15 protein-coding genes are annotated in these 16501 nt (G+C 45.3%); 5 read left to right on the forward strand and 10 right to left on the reverse strand.

Annotated features, from left to right (window positions below):
* The first annotated feature begins 137 nt into the window (after positions 1–137).
* A complete protein-coding gene (locus tag MUY27_RS17670; protein WP_245132261.1) occupies positions 138–1502 on the forward strand; it encodes an OmpA family protein in 1365 nt (454 codons plus the stop codon).
* Between the two features lie 59 nt (positions 1503–1561).
* Here the strand turns inward: MUY27_RS17670 and MUY27_RS17675 are convergent, their stop codons facing one another.
* Together MUY27_RS17675 and MUY27_RS17680 are read right to left on the reverse strand one after the other, a co-directional pair.
* A complete protein-coding gene (locus tag MUY27_RS17675) occupies positions 1562–1942 on the reverse strand; it encodes an SRPBCC domain-containing protein (RefSeq protein WP_245132263.1) in 381 nt (126 codons plus the stop codon).
* Positions 1943–1966: 24 nt separating this feature from the next.
* Positions 1967–2560 carry an acetate uptake transporter gene (locus MUY27_RS17680; RefSeq protein WP_245132264.1) on the reverse strand — a complete coding sequence of 198 codons (594 nt, stop codon included), beginning with the start codon at positions 2558–2560 and terminating at the stop codon, positions 1967–1969.
* 104 nt (positions 2561–2664) lie between these two features.
* Between MUY27_RS17680 and gpmA the strand changes: the two genes are divergently transcribed.
* A complete protein-coding gene (gpmA, locus tag MUY27_RS17685) occupies positions 2665–3354 on the forward strand; it encodes a 2,3-diphosphoglycerate-dependent phosphoglycerate mutase (RefSeq protein WP_245132266.1) in 690 nt (229 codons plus the stop codon).
* Positions 3355–3460: 106 nt separating this feature from the next.
* Here gpmA and MUY27_RS17690 read toward each other — a convergent pair whose 3' ends face one another.
* The 5 genes from MUY27_RS17690 to MUY27_RS17710 all read right to left on the reverse strand — a co-directional run bounded on the left by MUY27_RS17690 (position 3461) and on the right by MUY27_RS17710 (position 10560).
* Positions 3461–6295 carry a S9 family peptidase gene (locus tag MUY27_RS17690; RefSeq protein WP_245132268.1) on the reverse strand — a complete coding sequence of 945 codons (2835 nt, stop codon included), beginning with the start codon at positions 6293–6295 and terminating at the stop codon, positions 3461–3463.
* 184 nt (positions 6296–6479) lie between these two features.
* Positions 6480–7856, reverse strand: a complete 1377-nt coding sequence (locus MUY27_RS17695; RefSeq protein WP_245132271.1) for an aspartate kinase — start codon at positions 7854–7856, stop codon at positions 6480–6482.
* Between the two features lie 142 nt (positions 7857–7998).
* Entirely contained in the window at positions 7999–8811 is an 813-nt protein-coding gene (proC, locus tag MUY27_RS17700) for a pyrroline-5-carboxylate reductase (RefSeq protein WP_245132272.1), read from the reverse strand.
* 3 nt (positions 8812–8814) lie between these two features.
* Positions 8815–9624: an acetylglutamate kinase gene (gene argB / locus MUY27_RS17705; protein ID WP_245132274.1), complete on the reverse strand. Its 810-nt coding sequence runs from the start codon at positions 9622–9624 to the stop codon at positions 8815–8817.
* 3 nt (positions 9625–9627) lie between these two features.
* Positions 9628–10560 (reverse strand): alpha/beta fold hydrolase, encoded by a 933-nt coding sequence (locus tag MUY27_RS17710; protein ID WP_245132276.1) that lies wholly within the window; start codon positions 10558–10560, stop codon positions 9628–9630.
* Between the two features lie 160 nt (positions 10561–10720).
* On the opposite strand from MUY27_RS17710, the gene MUY27_RS17715 reads away from it, so the two are divergent.
* The 3 genes from MUY27_RS17715 (at position 10721) to MUY27_RS17725 (ending at position 13701) form a co-directional block, all read left to right on the forward strand.
* On the forward strand, positions 10721–12025 hold the full coding sequence (locus tag MUY27_RS17715; protein ID WP_245132278.1) for an NAD(P)/FAD-dependent oxidoreductase: 1305 nt from the start codon (positions 10721–10723) through the stop codon (positions 12023–12025).
* 86 nt (positions 12026–12111) lie between these two features.
* Positions 12112–13362 carry a cation:proton antiporter gene (locus tag MUY27_RS17720; RefSeq protein WP_245132279.1) on the forward strand — a complete coding sequence of 417 codons (1251 nt, stop codon included), beginning with the start codon at positions 12112–12114 and terminating at the stop codon, positions 13360–13362.
* A gap of 99 nt (positions 13363–13461) precedes the next feature.
* On the forward strand, positions 13462–13701 hold the full coding sequence (locus MUY27_RS17725; RefSeq protein WP_245132281.1) for a hypothetical protein: 240 nt from the start codon (positions 13462–13464) through the stop codon (positions 13699–13701).
* A 44-nt stretch (positions 13702–13745) separates the two neighbouring features.
* On the opposite strand, the gene MUY27_RS17730 is transcribed toward MUY27_RS17725, so the two are convergent.
* The 3 genes from MUY27_RS17730 to MUY27_RS17740 are packed head-to-tail and all read right to left on the reverse strand — an operon-like array spanning position 13746 to position 16479.
* Positions 13746–14354, reverse strand: a complete 609-nt coding sequence (locus MUY27_RS17730; protein WP_245132283.1) for an FMN-binding negative transcriptional regulator — start codon at positions 14352–14354, stop codon at positions 13746–13748.
* Entirely contained in the window at positions 14354–15301 is a 948-nt protein-coding gene (locus tag MUY27_RS17735; RefSeq protein WP_245132286.1) for a Rossmann-fold NAD(P)-binding domain-containing protein, read from the reverse strand. The genes MUY27_RS17730 and MUY27_RS17735 overlap by 1 nt, the downstream gene beginning before the upstream one ends.
* 53 nt (positions 15302–15354) lie before the next feature.
* Complete coding sequence (locus MUY27_RS17740) at positions 15355–16479, reverse strand: aspartate aminotransferase family protein (protein WP_245132288.1); 1125 nt, start codon at positions 16477–16479, stop codon at positions 15355–15357.
* Positions 16480–16501: the final 22 nt, after the last annotated feature.

Below are 16501 nucleotides of genomic sequence, written 5' to 3' on the forward strand. Positions count from 1 at the left end.
TACAATTTTTAAATATGTATCGGGTCTGTTACATTTAAAACAATGGTATGTGCCAATTATAAGCCGTATGGCACATCTCTTGCTATTTAGGGCACAAATAGCCGCAAGGCTATGGTCACTTAACCAGTTTAATTTTTATGAAAAACATTTTTAACAAAACCCTGCTGTTGGCCACAGCATTACTGACCGGTAATCAACTGATGGCGCAAACAGACTCTACTAGCCGTGCCGACTACGTTCAACCTTTTACAAAGGGTGCTTTCCGTACCTGGTCTATTGGTGTAAACGGAGGTTTACTTACTCCTTACACTATTTTCAGAGGTCATGATGATTATGCTACGCCAAACAGTAACATCGGTTACGGTGGCTTCATACGCGACCAATTTTCGCATTCATTTGCCGGTCAATTAAGTTTCTTCCGTGGTAATGTTGAGGGTAGCGGTGCAATGCCGAGCGCGACATCATCTATCCGTGAGAGCTATAAAACAAATATCGACTATGCAGTAGACTTGACCGGTCAGTTTACCCTGGCTAACATTAGCTGGCGTAACCAAAAGAATGGTATCCAGCCGTTCTTTATGGCGGGTTTCGGTTTAATGCAGTTTTCACCACGTTTACGTGCAGCTAACGGCGGTCCCGAAACTTATTACAAGCCAAACGGCAACATTAAACAAGCGTACATTCCTGTAGGCTTAGGTCTGAAATTCAACCTTTCACCTGGTGTAAATTTAAATATGGCTTACCAGGTAAACTTTGTTGATGGCGATAACTTTGATGGTTATAACTATGGCAGCAATAACGATAAGTTCTCTTACGCAAGTATCGGTTTAGAATTTGCTTTAGGCAAACGTTCAAAACCACAGCTGGTATCCCATAACCCGGTGAATTCTATGCGTACCGAGTACATGATGAAAGATGCTGCGTTACAATCTCAGTTAGATGCTGAGCGTGCTGCTAACCAACAATTGCGTTCTGACTTGGATGCGACCAAAAACAACCTAAGTTCATTATCTGCAAGCATTTCTCGCTTAACTGCTGACAGCGATGGCGACGGTGTACTAGACATCAACGATAAATGTCCGAACACACCTGCCGGTACTAAAGTAGATGGTTCTGGTTGTCCGTTAGCGCCAACTAAAGTAATTATCACTGAAGAAGACCGCCGCGTGGTTCGCGAAGCGATCAAAAACTTGGAGTTTGAATTTGGTAAAGCGGTTATCCGTGAGAAATCATACCCAAGTCTTGATCGTGTAGCTGATATCCTGATCAACAAAAACTTCAGCTTGAAACTTGCCGGACACACCGATAACATAGGTTCTGATGCTGCTAACATGAAGCTGTCTAAAGACCGTGCAGAAGCAGTGAAAGAATATTTGGTAGGTAAAGGCGCTAACCCTTCACGTATCGAAGCAACAGGTTATGGTAAAACACAACCAATTGCTACTAACAAAACCGAGGCTGGTCGTCAGAAAAACCGCCGCGTAGAGTTTACTTTATTCTAAGGAGATAAAAGGTAAATGAAATAAGTAAAGCCACCTATATCGGGTGGCTTTACTGTTTATTAGAAAGTGAAGAAATCTTCAAGCGCACTTAGGTAAGAATCTACCCAACCTTCAGTAATATCTTGGTAAGCTTCGTCTGGGATATTGGTATGGCGAATCTCTACAGATGTGCCGTTTTTATCTGGGTGAAGTTTGATAGTAACGATGGAAGCTTCTTCCTGACCGTCAAAATACCATTGCTGAACAATTTTTTTATCCTGCTCAAATTCCAGGTTTTTCCCAACAATACTTCCTTCCCACATCGAAAACTCAGACCCTGGTTCGGTAGACATTTCAGCCGGATCGCCCGTCCATAGTTCAATGGTAACCGGGTTAGTCAGTGCGTTATAGATGTCTGCCGGTTCAGCCGGAATAAGGTAGTATTTTTTGAAATCTTTCATCGCCGCCAAGTTAGCAAAAAGCTTTTAGTTAACCGGCCCTATCGGCAGCACCGTTTTCTTGTAAACTTCGTTCAGCACATTGGCAATACCGGTATAAATAGCCGAGGCGCCGCATACAATCCCCTCGTATCCGGCAAAATGTTCCAGGCTCTCATTACCGGTTACGCGTGCCGCTACCAGTAAAAAGAATAGTACCGTTAGCGAAGCAAATACAAACTGAAGGGCGCGGTTTAAACGTAACGTGCCGAAGAAAAGGCAGAAAGTAAATACACCCCAGATGCCCAGATAAGCAGCCATCGCTTCTTTTGAAGCTGGTGCTGCCCAACCCAACTTCGGCATTACCAAAAGGCCAACAAGTGAAAGCCAGAAAAATCCGTAAGAGGTAAAAGCTGTAAGGCCAAATGTATTATTCTTTTTTGCCTCGATAATACCTGCAATTACTTGCGCCAGGCCACCGTAAAAAATGCCCATCGCCAGGATCATGCTGTTCATTTCGTAAAAACCCGCGTTATGGATGTTAAGTAATACGGTAGTTAAACCAAAAGCGCACAAACCCAGGGGAGCCGGGTTGGCCGTGGTATCCTGCGGTGGGGCAGGCGTAGTAGGAATTAAGGTCATAAAGATTGTTTTAGGTATAATTTGGTCATTGCAATCTAATTGATTTGCAGTAAAATACCAATACTAAAAACTGATACTTACTTTTGGCGGTATACAATCTATATATGCAGAAACTTGTTTTACTTCGCCATGGCGAAAGTGTCTGGAATAAAGAGAACCGATTTACCGGGTGGACGGATGTTGACCTTTCAGAAGAAGGCATGCAGCAGGCTGTAAAAGCCGGGCAATTGTTGAAGAAACACGGCTTTACGTTTGATGCCGGCTTTACCTCTGTACTGAAGCGTGCTATAAAAACTTTACATGTGGTGTTGGATGAGCTTGACCATTTATGGATCCCGGTAGAAAAATCGTGGCGTTTGAATGAGCGCTTCTATGGTGCGCTGCAAGGATTGAATAAAGCAGAAACAGTAGAAAAATATGGTGAGGAACAGGTACACAAGTGGCGCCGTGACCCGCACGAGCATCCGCCCGCAATTACTGAAGATGATGAACGTTTTCCTGGTCATTACTTGCGCTATAACGACCTGACGTATCGCGAACTGCCCTTAACTGAAAACCTGAGCGAAACGATGGATCGCGCCTTGCCCTTTTGGCACGAAAGCATCATCCCGGCTTTGCGGCAGAATCAGAAAGTAATCATTAGCGCGCATGGTAATAGCTTGCGTGCGCTGATCCAATACATCGAAAACCTGAGCGACGAGGAAGTGACCAAGCTGGACATCCCGACTGCCGTGCCCTGGGTCTACGAGCTGGACGACCGTCTGAACAGCATCAGGCATTATTATCTGGAATAACAACAATGGCCTTGCACATGCAAGGCCATTGTTGTTTGGTAGTTACAGTTGAATAGATAATATTTCCTCTTGATTTTTGGCTCTTGTTTCTTGATTCTAACAAAGACTACTTCTGGTCGCTGATAGCCAAGCCCCAGTCTTTACCTTTATCAACCGCAGGGACGCCTTTATCCAGCCATACCGGCATTGGTGCACCTTTCAGGAAGTGGTCAAAGAACTGTGCTTCGCGGATAGAAATATCCTTACGGTTACGGCGTTGAACCAAGTTATGCGCTTCATCATTATATTGCAGCAGCCAAACCGGTTTACCTAAACGGCGCAGCGCAGTAAACATCTCGATACCCTGGTACCATGGCACGGCGCCGTCGGCATCATTACTCATAATCACCACCGGGGTTTGCACTTTAGGTAGCTGGAACAGCGGCGAATTTTCGATATATAATTGCGGGTTGCTCCAAAGATCGGTACCGATACGGCTTTGCGTCTTCTCGTACTGGAACTGGCGGTTTACACCACTCTCCCAACGGATACCGCCGTAGGCAGAAGTCATGTTGGCAACAGGTGCACCGGCCCAGGCCGCGGCGTACATATTGGTCTGGGTGATCAGATAAGCTACCTGGTAACCGCCCCAACTTTGCCCTTGTATACCAATGCGTGCATCATCCACCCAACTGTTTTTCTTCAATGCTTCTACGCCGGAGTTGATATACTCAACCGCTGAAGCACCCGGATGACCAGTAGTATAATGGATATCCGGTGCAAAAACCAGGTAACCATTGCTTACGAAGTAAGAAATAGGCAAGCGCGATGGTGTAGGCGCCGGTGGGATGTATCCGTATAAACCTTCTGTTAAGGTTTCGTAGAAATACACCAGCATCGGGTATTTCTTTGTCGGGTCGAAGTTTTCTGGTTTATAAAGAATGCCTTTAGACTGATGGCCGAGCGGGGTAGTCCAGCTTACTAATTCGGCTGTTCCCCAATTGTATTGCGATTGCTGCGGATTGATAGCGCTCAGGCGTGTTTCTTTCTTCAGGTTTGAAGATACATACAGATCCGGCGACTGCACATAGCTTTGCTTGGTGTAGATATATACATCCGCATTTTTTGCTTTTTGCAGGGTGCTGTAAGCAAAAGGAGCCATGGTCACAAATTCAGGGTCTTTTGTTGTTCCGACAGTCTTCTTATAGAAACCCCATTGTTTGGTAACTTCATTCTGCACCTGTAACCACATCGGTTTGTTTAAGGCAATCGCACGTTCATCGTCGCTGCTGGTATTAAAGCCTCTTTCGGTAAAGATGCCATAACGGAAGATCAACTTATTTTTTCTGCCCAAGCCGTTGGTGAAGTTGGTTGCCGCTCCTGTTTCCGGGTTAATGCTCCAGATGTCGTAACGGTCGTAGATCATGATGTTTTTATCTTCCGTTGTCCAGCCCGCTATGCCGTATGCTTGCGGATCGTCCGGTACATCGTTCTCCTCGTCACCTAACTTAGTACCTGTGGCAGCAGTAAGATTTACCTTCTTACCGGTAGCGATAGCATAGCTGAACCATTGCTGTTCGGTAGGATCAAACCAAACCACATAGTTTCCTTGAGGCGATAAACTAAACCTGGACTTTGAACGCTGGGTGATCTGCTTGCGTTCGCCGGTTTTAGTATCTATTAAAAACGCGATAGAACGTGAACCACCTTCCCATTGGGATTGTACGCGGGCACCAGTATCGGTAACACCCAAAACATATCTTGAATTATTATTTGTTGGAACGATCACATCCGAAATTCCCCGATCTGCTAATTGGATCATTTTGCTTGCTTCGACAGGGTAAATTACCGCTAAATAGTTCCGGCGCAGTTCACGCTGTAAATTCTTTAACTGGTAAGGCTGCAGGTAATCGTCTTTATAATTCCAAATATCCAGTTTCGCGGTTTCAAAGTCAACCAGGGTAGTATCTGCGACTTTTGGAATAGGTGCCGTCCCGAAGAAAAGCTTACTGCCATTTTTGCTGAAATACACCCGGCCGTCGCCGCTTACAGCCCATTTAGCGGGCATACCTTCGCTGCCTGGAGAGGCTAAAACTTGTGCACTATCTTTACCGGTAGTGTAATAATATAGTTTGTACGGCTTTACCGGTGCTTTCTCCGGATTTTTCTCCGCCGCGAAAGCCAGTTGTTTGCCCGCCTCGTCGAAAGCTAATGCTTTATAAGTTCCGCGACCGTTGCTTACTGCTTTTAGCTCGTCTTTGGCGATATCGTAGATATACAAACCAGATTTAACGTCTTTAGATCTCCGCGGAGCGGTTACAGCAAAAGCCAGCATATTGCCATTTTTGCTCAATTGATAGTCCGTCACGTATTTAAACATGCGGCTTTTACCATTGCTTAACTGAAGAACGGTAAGGTCTGCACCTTCACGGGTTGGGGCGGCAACTGTTGTCGCAACTGCACGTTTAGAAGTATCGCCTGCGGCAGGTTTCTTAACTGTGTCAGAAGGGGCAAGGTAAGCGATAACCGGTGCGTTTTCTGCAATTTTGAAGGAGCGTACACCCGGTACTTTATTTACCGCTTTGGCACCAAGAGTAAGATAACCCAATGTGTCTTTCGGCATTTCATCCGGTTTCTTTTTCTTGATCCGTGCCTGGCGAACAGCAGCATAAAACGGACGGATCAGGAAAACAGCATATTTGGAATCGCCGGTAAAACGAACGGTGTCCGCGCGTTCAACTTTAAAAGGACTGTTGTTTTTAACGTCTGTAAGCACAAGGGTAGCATCGCCCTGTTGCGGTTTAATCACATAAGTGATCCATTTGCCATCATTGCTGATACGCTCATTGGCGACACTTTGCCAGCCATCGTATACAGAATGGTCGATAGGTTTTTTAGCCTGTTGTGCCTCTGCCGACGCAGCACCCGCTAATAATAAACCAAGCAGTAAAAATTTACGCATATTAAAGTGAACTGAGTTTAAACTTTAAATATGCAAAAAATAGAAAAATAGCGTTAGCGGGTGATAGAAAAGTTACAATGGCGGATTACAAAGGACAATAGACAAAAGATAAAGGACGAAAGATAAAGGCAAAGGACAAAAATATCCTTAGTCTTTCCGTCCATCATCCTTTGTCTAAAGGAACTTATTCCATTGCTTTATTCAGCGTGATAATTGCTCTGTCGAAATCATCACGGGCAATAATGAACTGGATGTTTACTTTACGCAGTGCAAATCCGCAGCTTATGATATTCACGTTATCATTAGCCAGTGCAGATGCCGCACGGGCCAGCAATCCCGGCTGGTCCATATTGGAACCGATCAGGCACACCATAGCCACATCTTCCACGGTTACTTTCTCGAAATTCGCCGCCAGATCCTGGATCAGTTTTTTGTTCATGTCTTTCTCCCAGATCACCACAGAGATGCTGTTCGCACTGGTAGCTTTAAAGCTATAGCTAACGTTGTATTTGGCAAACACCTGCATAATCTGCAAGTCGGTACCTACGTTACCTACCATCAGCGGATCGTAAATGTCTATCAGTGTTACCTTTTTGGTTCCGGTGATGACATCCACTTTTTTATGTGGCGAAACATAATCCTTGGTGATTAACGTTCCTGGGTGTTCCGGTTCGAAGGTGTTTTTTATACGCAGGTTGATGCCGTGTATTTCCAACGGTTTAGATGCTTTCGGGTGAATGGCTTCCATGCCAACGTCGGCCAATTGATCGGCCACGTCGTAATTGGTAAAGCCTACCGGCGCACAATTATTTACGCCCACCAGCATCGGGTCGGCATTACACAGGTGGTATTCCTTGTGAATGATGGCTTCCTTCGGTTCTACTTCTACTGCTATCTTGCTAAAGGTAACTTCAGAATAACCGCGGTCAAATTCGCGCATAATACCTTCTGTTCCTTTGGTATAGCCGGTTACAATGCAGATGGTCTTAGAAAAATCAATATCGCGCAGGGCTTTGTGTATCCGCTGGTCGATGGTGTAGGCATGGTGATCGTCAAAACCGCTCAGATCTACCAAAGTGGCATTGATGCCCATATTCTGCAAAATGTTGGTGAAGTTGAATGCAGAATGTGTTTCGCCGATGGAAGCCAGAATTTCCCGCGCAGCTAACAGAATCCCTTCGCGGTTCACATAGCCGGATGCCAGGATAGCCGAAAGATTTTCGAGGTAGCCTTCTGCCTTTTGGATGTGTTCGTCGATAAACTGATCGGCCACGGCTACATTCAAACCAAGGTTTGCATAGCTTTTGTTAATCTCTTTTAAGCGGATGGTCAGCTTTTGCAGGGGCTGGTGGAAGTTTTGAAAGTTGGCTAAACGGTGATACACCCCGGGTTTTCCGGTCTTTTTATCTTCCAGTAATAAGTTAGTAACGCCCGAAAATGCAGACACTACAAAAATACGGTTGTATAATTCATCGCCCCGGCGATTGTAAGTAATGATGTTATCGATAACATCTTTAAGGGCAGACATAGACGTGCCGCCGATTTTCTCTACAGTTAACATTTGAGTATTCAGTTGTCAGGTTCGGGTTACGAGTGACCGGATGATTTAAGTCAGTCGAAGGAACCTTTAAAATTAAAATATAAAAGAGTCAGCTTTCAGTTTCCTGGAAACTCAGGTACTGATCACTCGCAACTCAATAAAACTAATCTTCTTTATACAATACACCTGCTTTCTCCGCAGACATTTTAATGCCTTTGATCATAGCAGAGCTGAAGCCGTTGTGTTCCATCTCGTTCAAGCCGGCAATGGTACAGCCTTTTGGCGAAGTCACTTTATCAATCTCCTGTTCCGGGTGAGAAGCCAGCTGAAGCAGTAAATCGGCTGCGCCCTTTGCAGTTTGTGCTGCCATTTTTAGGGCATCGTGCGCATGAAAGCCAATTTCGGTACCACCCTGCGATGCCGCACGGATAGAACGAAGGAAGAAGGCCACACCGCAGGCGCAAAGCGCAGTGGCGGAGGTCATCAGTTCTTCATTAATGTAAATACTTACGCCTACGGTATCAAACATATCCTTCACCAGTTTCATGTTCTCTTCAGAAGCGTTACTGGTGGCAATACAGGTCATGGATTGGGCGATAGCGATGGCGGTGTTAGGCATTACGCGCACTACCTGGATGTTCATCTGAAGGTAATCGCAGATATCCTGGCAGCTTACGCCAGAGATAACGGAGATCAGCAGATGTCTTTCAGGATTTAATTGCGGCTTGATCTCGTCCAGCAGTTTATTCAACTGTTGCGGCAGAACGGCTAACACGACGATATCTGCCTGCGCAACGGCCTGCGGATTGTTCGCGGTAGTATTAAAACCCAGCTCGGCATAATTGCTTAACGCTGCCACATTGCGGCGGGTGAGCGTGATATTCTTTTCGGGAAGGATGGCGGCTTTAACCAAGCCTTTGGCTAAAGACAAACCAATGTTACCGCTTCCTAAGATACTGATATGTTTAGTGTCCATTTTTTAATTGCTTAAAGTTGTACCGAATGGCTGGCCCTGTTGCAGGCTGCCCAGTTCGTCAGATTTTCCGATCACTACCGCCTTCACGCCGCATGAAATGGCTTTAAAGGCATTATCCAGTTTGGGCAGCATACCGCTGTGTATGATCTGCTGCTTTTTCAGTTCCTCGTATCTTTTAGGGTTAATATCGCGGATGAGTGATTCATCGTCGTTAATATCCTGCAGCACGCCTTTTTTCTCAAAACAATAGATCAGCGTGGTTTCGTAAATATCTGCCAATGCAACGGCCAGGGCAGAGGCGATGGTATCTGCGTTCGTATTAAGTAATTGCCCGTCGCCATCGTGGGTAAGCGCAGAGAAAACAGGGGTGAAGCCTGCTGCTAATAAACGACTGATCGCACTTGCATCAACAGAATCGTCATTCAGATCGCCAACAAACCCATAGTCAATGGTTTTAACCGGGCGTTTTACCGCTTTGATGAAATTGCCATCGGCGCCGGTAAGGCCAATGGCATTAGTACCAAAACGCTGTAATTGGGCTACGATATTTTTATTGATCAGGCCGCCATAAACCATGGTAACTACCCGCAGCGTTTCAATATCGGTAATGCGGCGGCCATCTATCATTTTAGATTCGATACCCAGTTGTTCGGCCATTTGCGTGGCTACTTTACCACCACCATGTACCAGTACCTTATATCCTTGTAACGCCGTAAAGTCTTTCAGGAAATGGTAAAGATTTTCGGAGTTATCGATCACGTTACCACCAATCTTAATAACGTGAAGTTTCTTTTTATTGCTGACAGTGTCCATTAATTACTTAGCTAAAAACGAATTGATCACCGGAAATTCCTTTTCGGGTTCTTCTACCTGCGGGTTGTGTCCAGATTTTTCAAACATCACGAAGGTTGCCTGCGGGCAGTATTCTTTAAACTTTACCATCATGGATGGCACGGCAACGCGGTCGTAACGGCCGCCGATGATCAATACCGGCATTTTTAGGTTTTTCAATTCCTTGCGGTAATCAAAAGTGCCGATATCGCTTCCCACGATAAAATCACCGTCTTTGCCCACCATCTGGTAGTACAATTTCGTATTCATGGGGTTAGGGTAGGGCTTGCTGCCACGGCCTTCAAAACGGGCAGGATTGTAGGCATACAAAAAGCCGTAGGGTACCCGGCCATAAATATCCTGGTGTTTGGCATCGCTGGAAATGCCGCCTTTTTCGCGGTAGGCCATCAGTTCCTGCCAAACTTCGGGGTAGTTTTCTTTAATCTCGTGATTAGAATTGTCGTCGTTTTCCTGCCACATCACAAAGCTGTGGAAGGTATTCGCCAGTATCAGGTGGCTCAAATGCCGGGAGTATTGCAGCGCATAGCCTTGCGCAACCACACCGCCATACGAGTGCCCCAGAACAGTGATTTTATCCAGGTGCAGTGCTTTGCGTAATCCTTCAATATCATCAATATCGCGCTGAAGGGTGTATTCGGTAACGTTCTTTGCGGTGTCAGATTTCCCCCGACCGAAAGCATCGAAGTAGATTAGCTGGTGATGGTTTTCGGCCAGTTTATCAAAGCTCCGCAGACCGGGGTGAGCACCACCTGGCCCGCCGGCAATAAATATAACCGGGTCGCCTTCACCTACGGTTACTACCCATAAATTAGCGCCATTTACCTTAACATATTTTCCGTCTGTGCGGCTGTCAACCGGTTTTATCTGCCCTAAAGCAGCCGTAAAAAACCAGAGCATACAGCCCAATAAAACAAGCTTTTTTCCTGCCATAATTAGCTGACTAAAATAGTATAATATGTCCAAATCGTGACATAAAATGGTGAGATAGAAAATATAACTTTACCAAGTGGGGTGCAGCTAACAAACAAATTTTTGAAAGATAGCTTTTAACATTTATATGGATCTACAACAAACCACGCCCGGTACGCCGAGGGTTTTAATAATCGGTGGCGGGTTTGGCGGTACTCAACTCGCAAAAAAACTGAAAGGGCAACCCGTAGAGGTACTCATGCTCGACAGACACAATTACCACACCTTTCAACCGCTTTTATACCAGGTAGCCATGGGAGCTATAGAAGCGGATGCGATAGGTTTCCCAATCCGGCGGATATTCAATCACCAGAAAAATTTCACCTTCCACCTGGCCGATGTGCAGCGGATCAATCCTGAAACGAATACGGTGACGACGAATATCGGCGATATTAAATACGACTACCTGGTAATTGCAACAGGTGCAAATACCAATTTTTTCGGGAATAACGAGATTGAGCATTTTACCATGCCGATGAAAAACATTCCCGAAGCGCTGAACATCCGGAGCCTGGTACTGCAGAATATTGAAAAAGCGCTGGTCACCGCTGATAAGGAAGAGCGCAACGCCTTACTGACATTTGTTATTGTAGGCGGCGGACCAACCGGTGTAGAGCTATCCGGTGCGCTGGCAGAGATGCGTTTACACGCCCTTAGTCTGGATTACCCCGGTTTAAAACCAGAGGATATGAAAGTATACATCGCTGAAGGGAAGCCGGAACTGTTAGCGGCCATGTCTGAAGGGGCTTCTAAAAAAGCTAAACAATACCTGGAAGATAAGGGGGTGATCATCTATAACGATGTGCATGTGACCAGCTATGACGGTAACCTGGTGAAAATTGATAACGGCGTGAACATCCGGACCCGTAATGTTTTCTGGGCTGCCGGTGTTAGGGGCGAGGTGCCCGATGGTTTACCAAAGGAAGTGGTGGGCAAAGGGGCGCGTATTGTGGTTGATGAAATTAACCGGATTAAAGGTTTCCAGAATATTTTTGCCATAGGTGATGTAGCCGCGATGATTACACCGGATACGCCAAATGGGCATCCAGGCGTTGCACCCGCGGCGATGCAACAAGGTAAACACCTGGCAAAGAATATCATCAACATCATTAATAACAAACCCACACAGCCATTTAAATATCTTGACAAAGGCACCATGGCAACTGTTGGCCGTAACCAGGCCGTGGCAGACATCCGAAAACTGAAGTTCCAGGGATTTTTTGCCTGGGTGTTGTGGTTGTTTGTACACATTATGTCGCTGGCAGGATTCACCAATAAATTGATCGTGTTTTTAAGCTGGGCAGTGAATTATTTCACCAAAAACAGCGATAACAGGATGATTGTACGGTATTTTGATACCAAAACAATGATGGCAGACCCGATATCTAAGTAGTTTTCAGACATTGCCGATTGTTGATAATGCTTCTGATAATCATTATCTTAAAACAGCAATCGGCTATCTGCTGTTAGTAAGCGGGCATGAACCTTTTTATTATCATCACGCTGCTGGTAATTATCAGCGCGTTTTATTCCTATATCAATGCGCGGTTTGTAAAGCTACCGGCAACTATCGGTATCATGTTTATCGCTACCGCGGTATCGGTACTCATTATCGTTGTTGACAAGGTTCATCCTTCCGTAGCCGATTTCCTGACGAGGCTTGCCAAGAGCATTGATTTTTCTGAAGCGGTATTAAACATAATGCTCGGCTTCCTGCTTTTTGCCGGCTCCTTTAATTTTGATACCAACAAGCTGAAGCGCGAAATGCGTTCGGTGATGGTACTAAGTACGCTGAGTGTTATCATCTCTACATTTATCTTCGGTGGCTTATTCTTCCTGATCACCGGTTTACTGGGTATAAAAATTCCCTTGATCTACTGCCTATTGTTCGGTTCGCTGGTTTCACCTACGGATGCAGTTGCTGTAGCCGGAATTGTAAAGGGATCTAAGCTTTCTTCACACCTCGAGGTATTAATTGCCGGGGAGTCGCTGTTTAACGATGGCGTAGGCTTAGTGCTTTTTACCACGATTCTTGAGATTGCCTACCGTAATGAAGATGCTTTTAATTTAGGTAAAACTGCATTGTTGTTTTTAAGGGAGGTGTTCGGAGGGGTAGGTTTTGGTTTGATGGTTGGTTTTGCTGTAAATAAGCTGATGCGTTCCATCACCGATTTCCAAACCATTGTGTTGCTATCTATCGGTACGGTAATGGGTATTTCAGTCGCCTGTATTTATTGGAAGCTCTCTATTCCGCTGGCTGTTGTTTCAGCAGGTTTGTTTATTGGTACCAAAAGTATCAATGCTTCCCGCGATGAAACTTCGCACCAGTCGTTAGAAAGGTTCTGGAAATTGATTGACGAAATGCTGAATACCATCCTGTTCGTACTGATTGGCCTGCAAATGGTTACTTTACCTTTTATCACTAATTTCTGGCTAACGGGCAGTATTGCCATTGTACTGGTGTTGGTAGCGCGCTGGTTGAGTATCGCCTTCCCGCTGACTTTTCTTAGAAGATCGCTTAAAGTAAACTACCATAACATTAATGTGCTTACCTGGGCCGGCATCAGGGGAGGGATTTCTATCGCACTGGCGCTGTCACTGCCGCATAACAAATACCGGTATATCATCCTTTCGAGTTGTTACTTCATCGTCATATTCTCTGTGATTGTGCAGGGCCTTACGTTGAACAGGTTGATCAACAGCCGCTATAACGATGAAAGTACTTCGTGAACTGAATCGTTCCTTAGTTAAATATTAATTTCATTATTTAACTAACAATTAATAAATATAGATGTTGTCATTTGGAACTAAAAAAATTAACAGTTATCTATGGCAACGAATTTCAATCCGGAACACAGCGAGGGAACAGTAGCGAAAGCTATCGAAGAACAAACTGCAAAGCTACCTTCTGACATTTTCTTGTGGGCAGCCTTGGCTTCAATGGGCGCATCGGCCACGTTAAAGATATTAGGTAAAGAAAAAACGGCCTTGTTTGTAGGGCAGTGGGCAGCTCCATTCTTATTGCTGGGTACTTACAATAAGCTTGTAAAGCTGGAAGGTCACGACTAAAGAAGAAAATGATGTACGTTGGTAGTTATGTACCAACGTACATCTTAGTGCGTTGTGCGCATGTATTCTGCAATGTCCCGCTCGTTCTGATCTGTACTTTTAGCGAACGAATTGATGATGTTGGCCCTTTCTACATCGGTACGGTTCTGGCTAAGTTTTTTCTTACCCTGTAAATCCGTTACTGTAACTTCAAATGCGGTAATGCCCTTAATCATCTTCAGTTTCCAGTCCTGGGGCAGGTTTTTCCACTGTTTGAAATAGTTAGTATCGTAGGTAAGGATCATTTCTTCCAATGATTTCAGTTTACCCTCGTCATCAGTAATTAATGTTACCTCGCCGTAAGCGTGTACGGCAATGTAGTTCCAAGTAGGGACGCTTAACTCTTTCTCGTAATGGGCAGGCGAAATATAAGCGTGCGGCTCGGTAAAGATCACCAAAGCTTTACCTGTTGTTAGTGTCGCGCTCTGGTTGTTCGCTAAGGCAATGTGCGAGCTTAATACAAGCTTCTCGCCTTCGGTATGAATAGAAAAGGGGATGTGTGTAGCTACCGGCAAACCAGCTTCCACCGTTACCAGCGCGCCAAAACTGTAGCGTTTGATAAACTCAACCGCTTCCAGGTCGCTGCTGAAATGGAAAGGTTTGGTAACGTACATTACAAGCTTTCTAACATTTGTTTAAGTACGGCCTGCGCCGCCCAAACGCGGTTGCCAGCTTCGTGGATTACCACACTGCTATCGCTATCTAAGATCTCGTCGCTTAGTTCTACGTTTCTTCTTACCGGCAGGCAGTGCATCACCTTGGTTTGGTTTCCTGCTTTCAGTTTCTCTAAGGTCAGCATCCATTCTTCGTTGCCCGGTAATACTTTGCCATAAGGCTCATATGCCGACCAGTTTTTTACATACACAAAATCCGCATCTGCTAAAGCTTCATCCTGGTTATAAGTTATCGTAGTGCCTTTGGTAAACTCTTCTGCCAGCTCGTATCCTTTTGGATGGGTAATCACAAAATCTACATCTGCCTGGCACATCCATTCGGCAAAAGAGTTTGGCACCGCCTGCGGCAAGGCCTTCACATGAGGCGCCCACGTTAGTACCACTTTTGGCCGGGGACGGGTTTTTAATTCTTCAATCGTGATCAGATCAGCCAAACTTTGTAGAGGGTGGCGTGTGGCAGATTCCAGGCTTACCACCGGTACGCCGCAATACTTTACAAATTTGTTAAAAACCGCTTCCGAATAGTCCTCGTCACGGTTTTTCAAGCCAGGGAATGAGCGAATGCCGATGATATCTGCGTACTGCCCTAATACAGCGGCGGCTTCTTTCACGTGTTCCACAGAAGTATGGTTCATTATGGCGCCGTCTTGCAGTTCTAAAGCCCAGCCTTCTTTATCCATGTTCAGCACCATTACATTCATGCCCAAATTAAGCGCTGCTTTTTGCGTGCTCATGCGGGTACGAAGACTGGGGTTCAGGAATACCAGTGCAATGGTTTTGTTTTCGCCCAGTTGCTTGTAAGCATACGGGTTTTGCTTCAGGTGCAAACCTTCCTGCACCAGTTGCTGCAGGTTACTAACGTCGTGAACAGAAGTAAAATTTTTCATGTTGGCCTCTCCCTAACTGCCTCTCAATCAGAGAGGCAGTTCAAGGTTTTAGTTTATTGTATTACAGTTTTAAAAGCTTCCAGGAATCTGTCGGCATGTGCTTTTGTTAAGTTCAAGGCAGGCAACAACCTGATAACGTTCGGTTTTGCTTCTCCGGTAAAGATGTGATGCTTGAACAACAGATCTTTTTTAGCGTTCGCCAGCTCTTCAGGAAGATCTATGCCGATCATCAATCCGCGTCCTCTTACTTCCTTCACCTTGTCGAACTTCTTCAGCTCGCCGATCAGGTATCCGCCAACTTCAGCAGCGTTTTGCATCAGGTTTTCCTGCTCAATTACTTCCAATACGGCTAATGCCGCAGCGCAGGCCAGGTGGTTACCGCCGAAGGTAGTGCCCAGCATGCCGTAAGCAGGTTGGATCTTTGGCGAAATAATGATACCACCGATCGGGAAGCCATTACCCATACCTTTAGCCATGGTGTAGATGTCGGCATCAACACCCGCAAAATCGTGTGAAAAGAACTTGCCGGTACGGCCATAACCGCATTGTACAGAATCGGCAATAAAAACAGCGTTATGCTCGTCGCACAATGTTCTGATCTTTTGCAGGAAGCTTTCGCTTGCTACCTGGATACCCCCAACACCTTGAATACCTTCTATGATGACAGAAGATACTTCATGCTGATGAAAGGCCAGCTCTAAAGCCTGCTCGTCGCACCACGGTAGAAAGATAACGTTATCCGTTTCATTTACCGGTGCTACAATCTTAGGATTGTCTGTAGCGGCCACTGCCAAAGAGGTACGCCCGTGGAATGACTTTTTGAAAGCAATAATCTTCTTTTTACCGTTGTAGAATGATGCCAGTTTAAGCGCATTCTCATTGGCTTCTGCGCCAGAGTTGATCAGGAATAGTTGATAATCTTCCTTGCCGGAAACTTTACCCAGCTTTTCTGCCAGTTGCTTTTGCAAAGGAATTTCTATAGAATTTGAATAGAAACCAATTTGGTGTAACTGATCTTCTATGCGTTTTACATAGTGCGGATTGGTATGACCGATAGATATAACAGCATGACCGCCGTAAAGATCCAGGTATTCCTGACCGTTCTCGTCGAACACAAGGCTTCCATGGCCTTTAACTATATTAATTGGATTTATTGGGTATACATCAAAAAGTTTCATTGTAATATTGTTTAAGTCGTCA

The organism is Mucilaginibacter straminoryzae (assembly GCF_022953055.1).
Lineage (GTDB): Bacteria > Bacteroidota > Bacteroidia > Sphingobacteriales > Sphingobacteriaceae > Mucilaginibacter > Mucilaginibacter straminoryzae.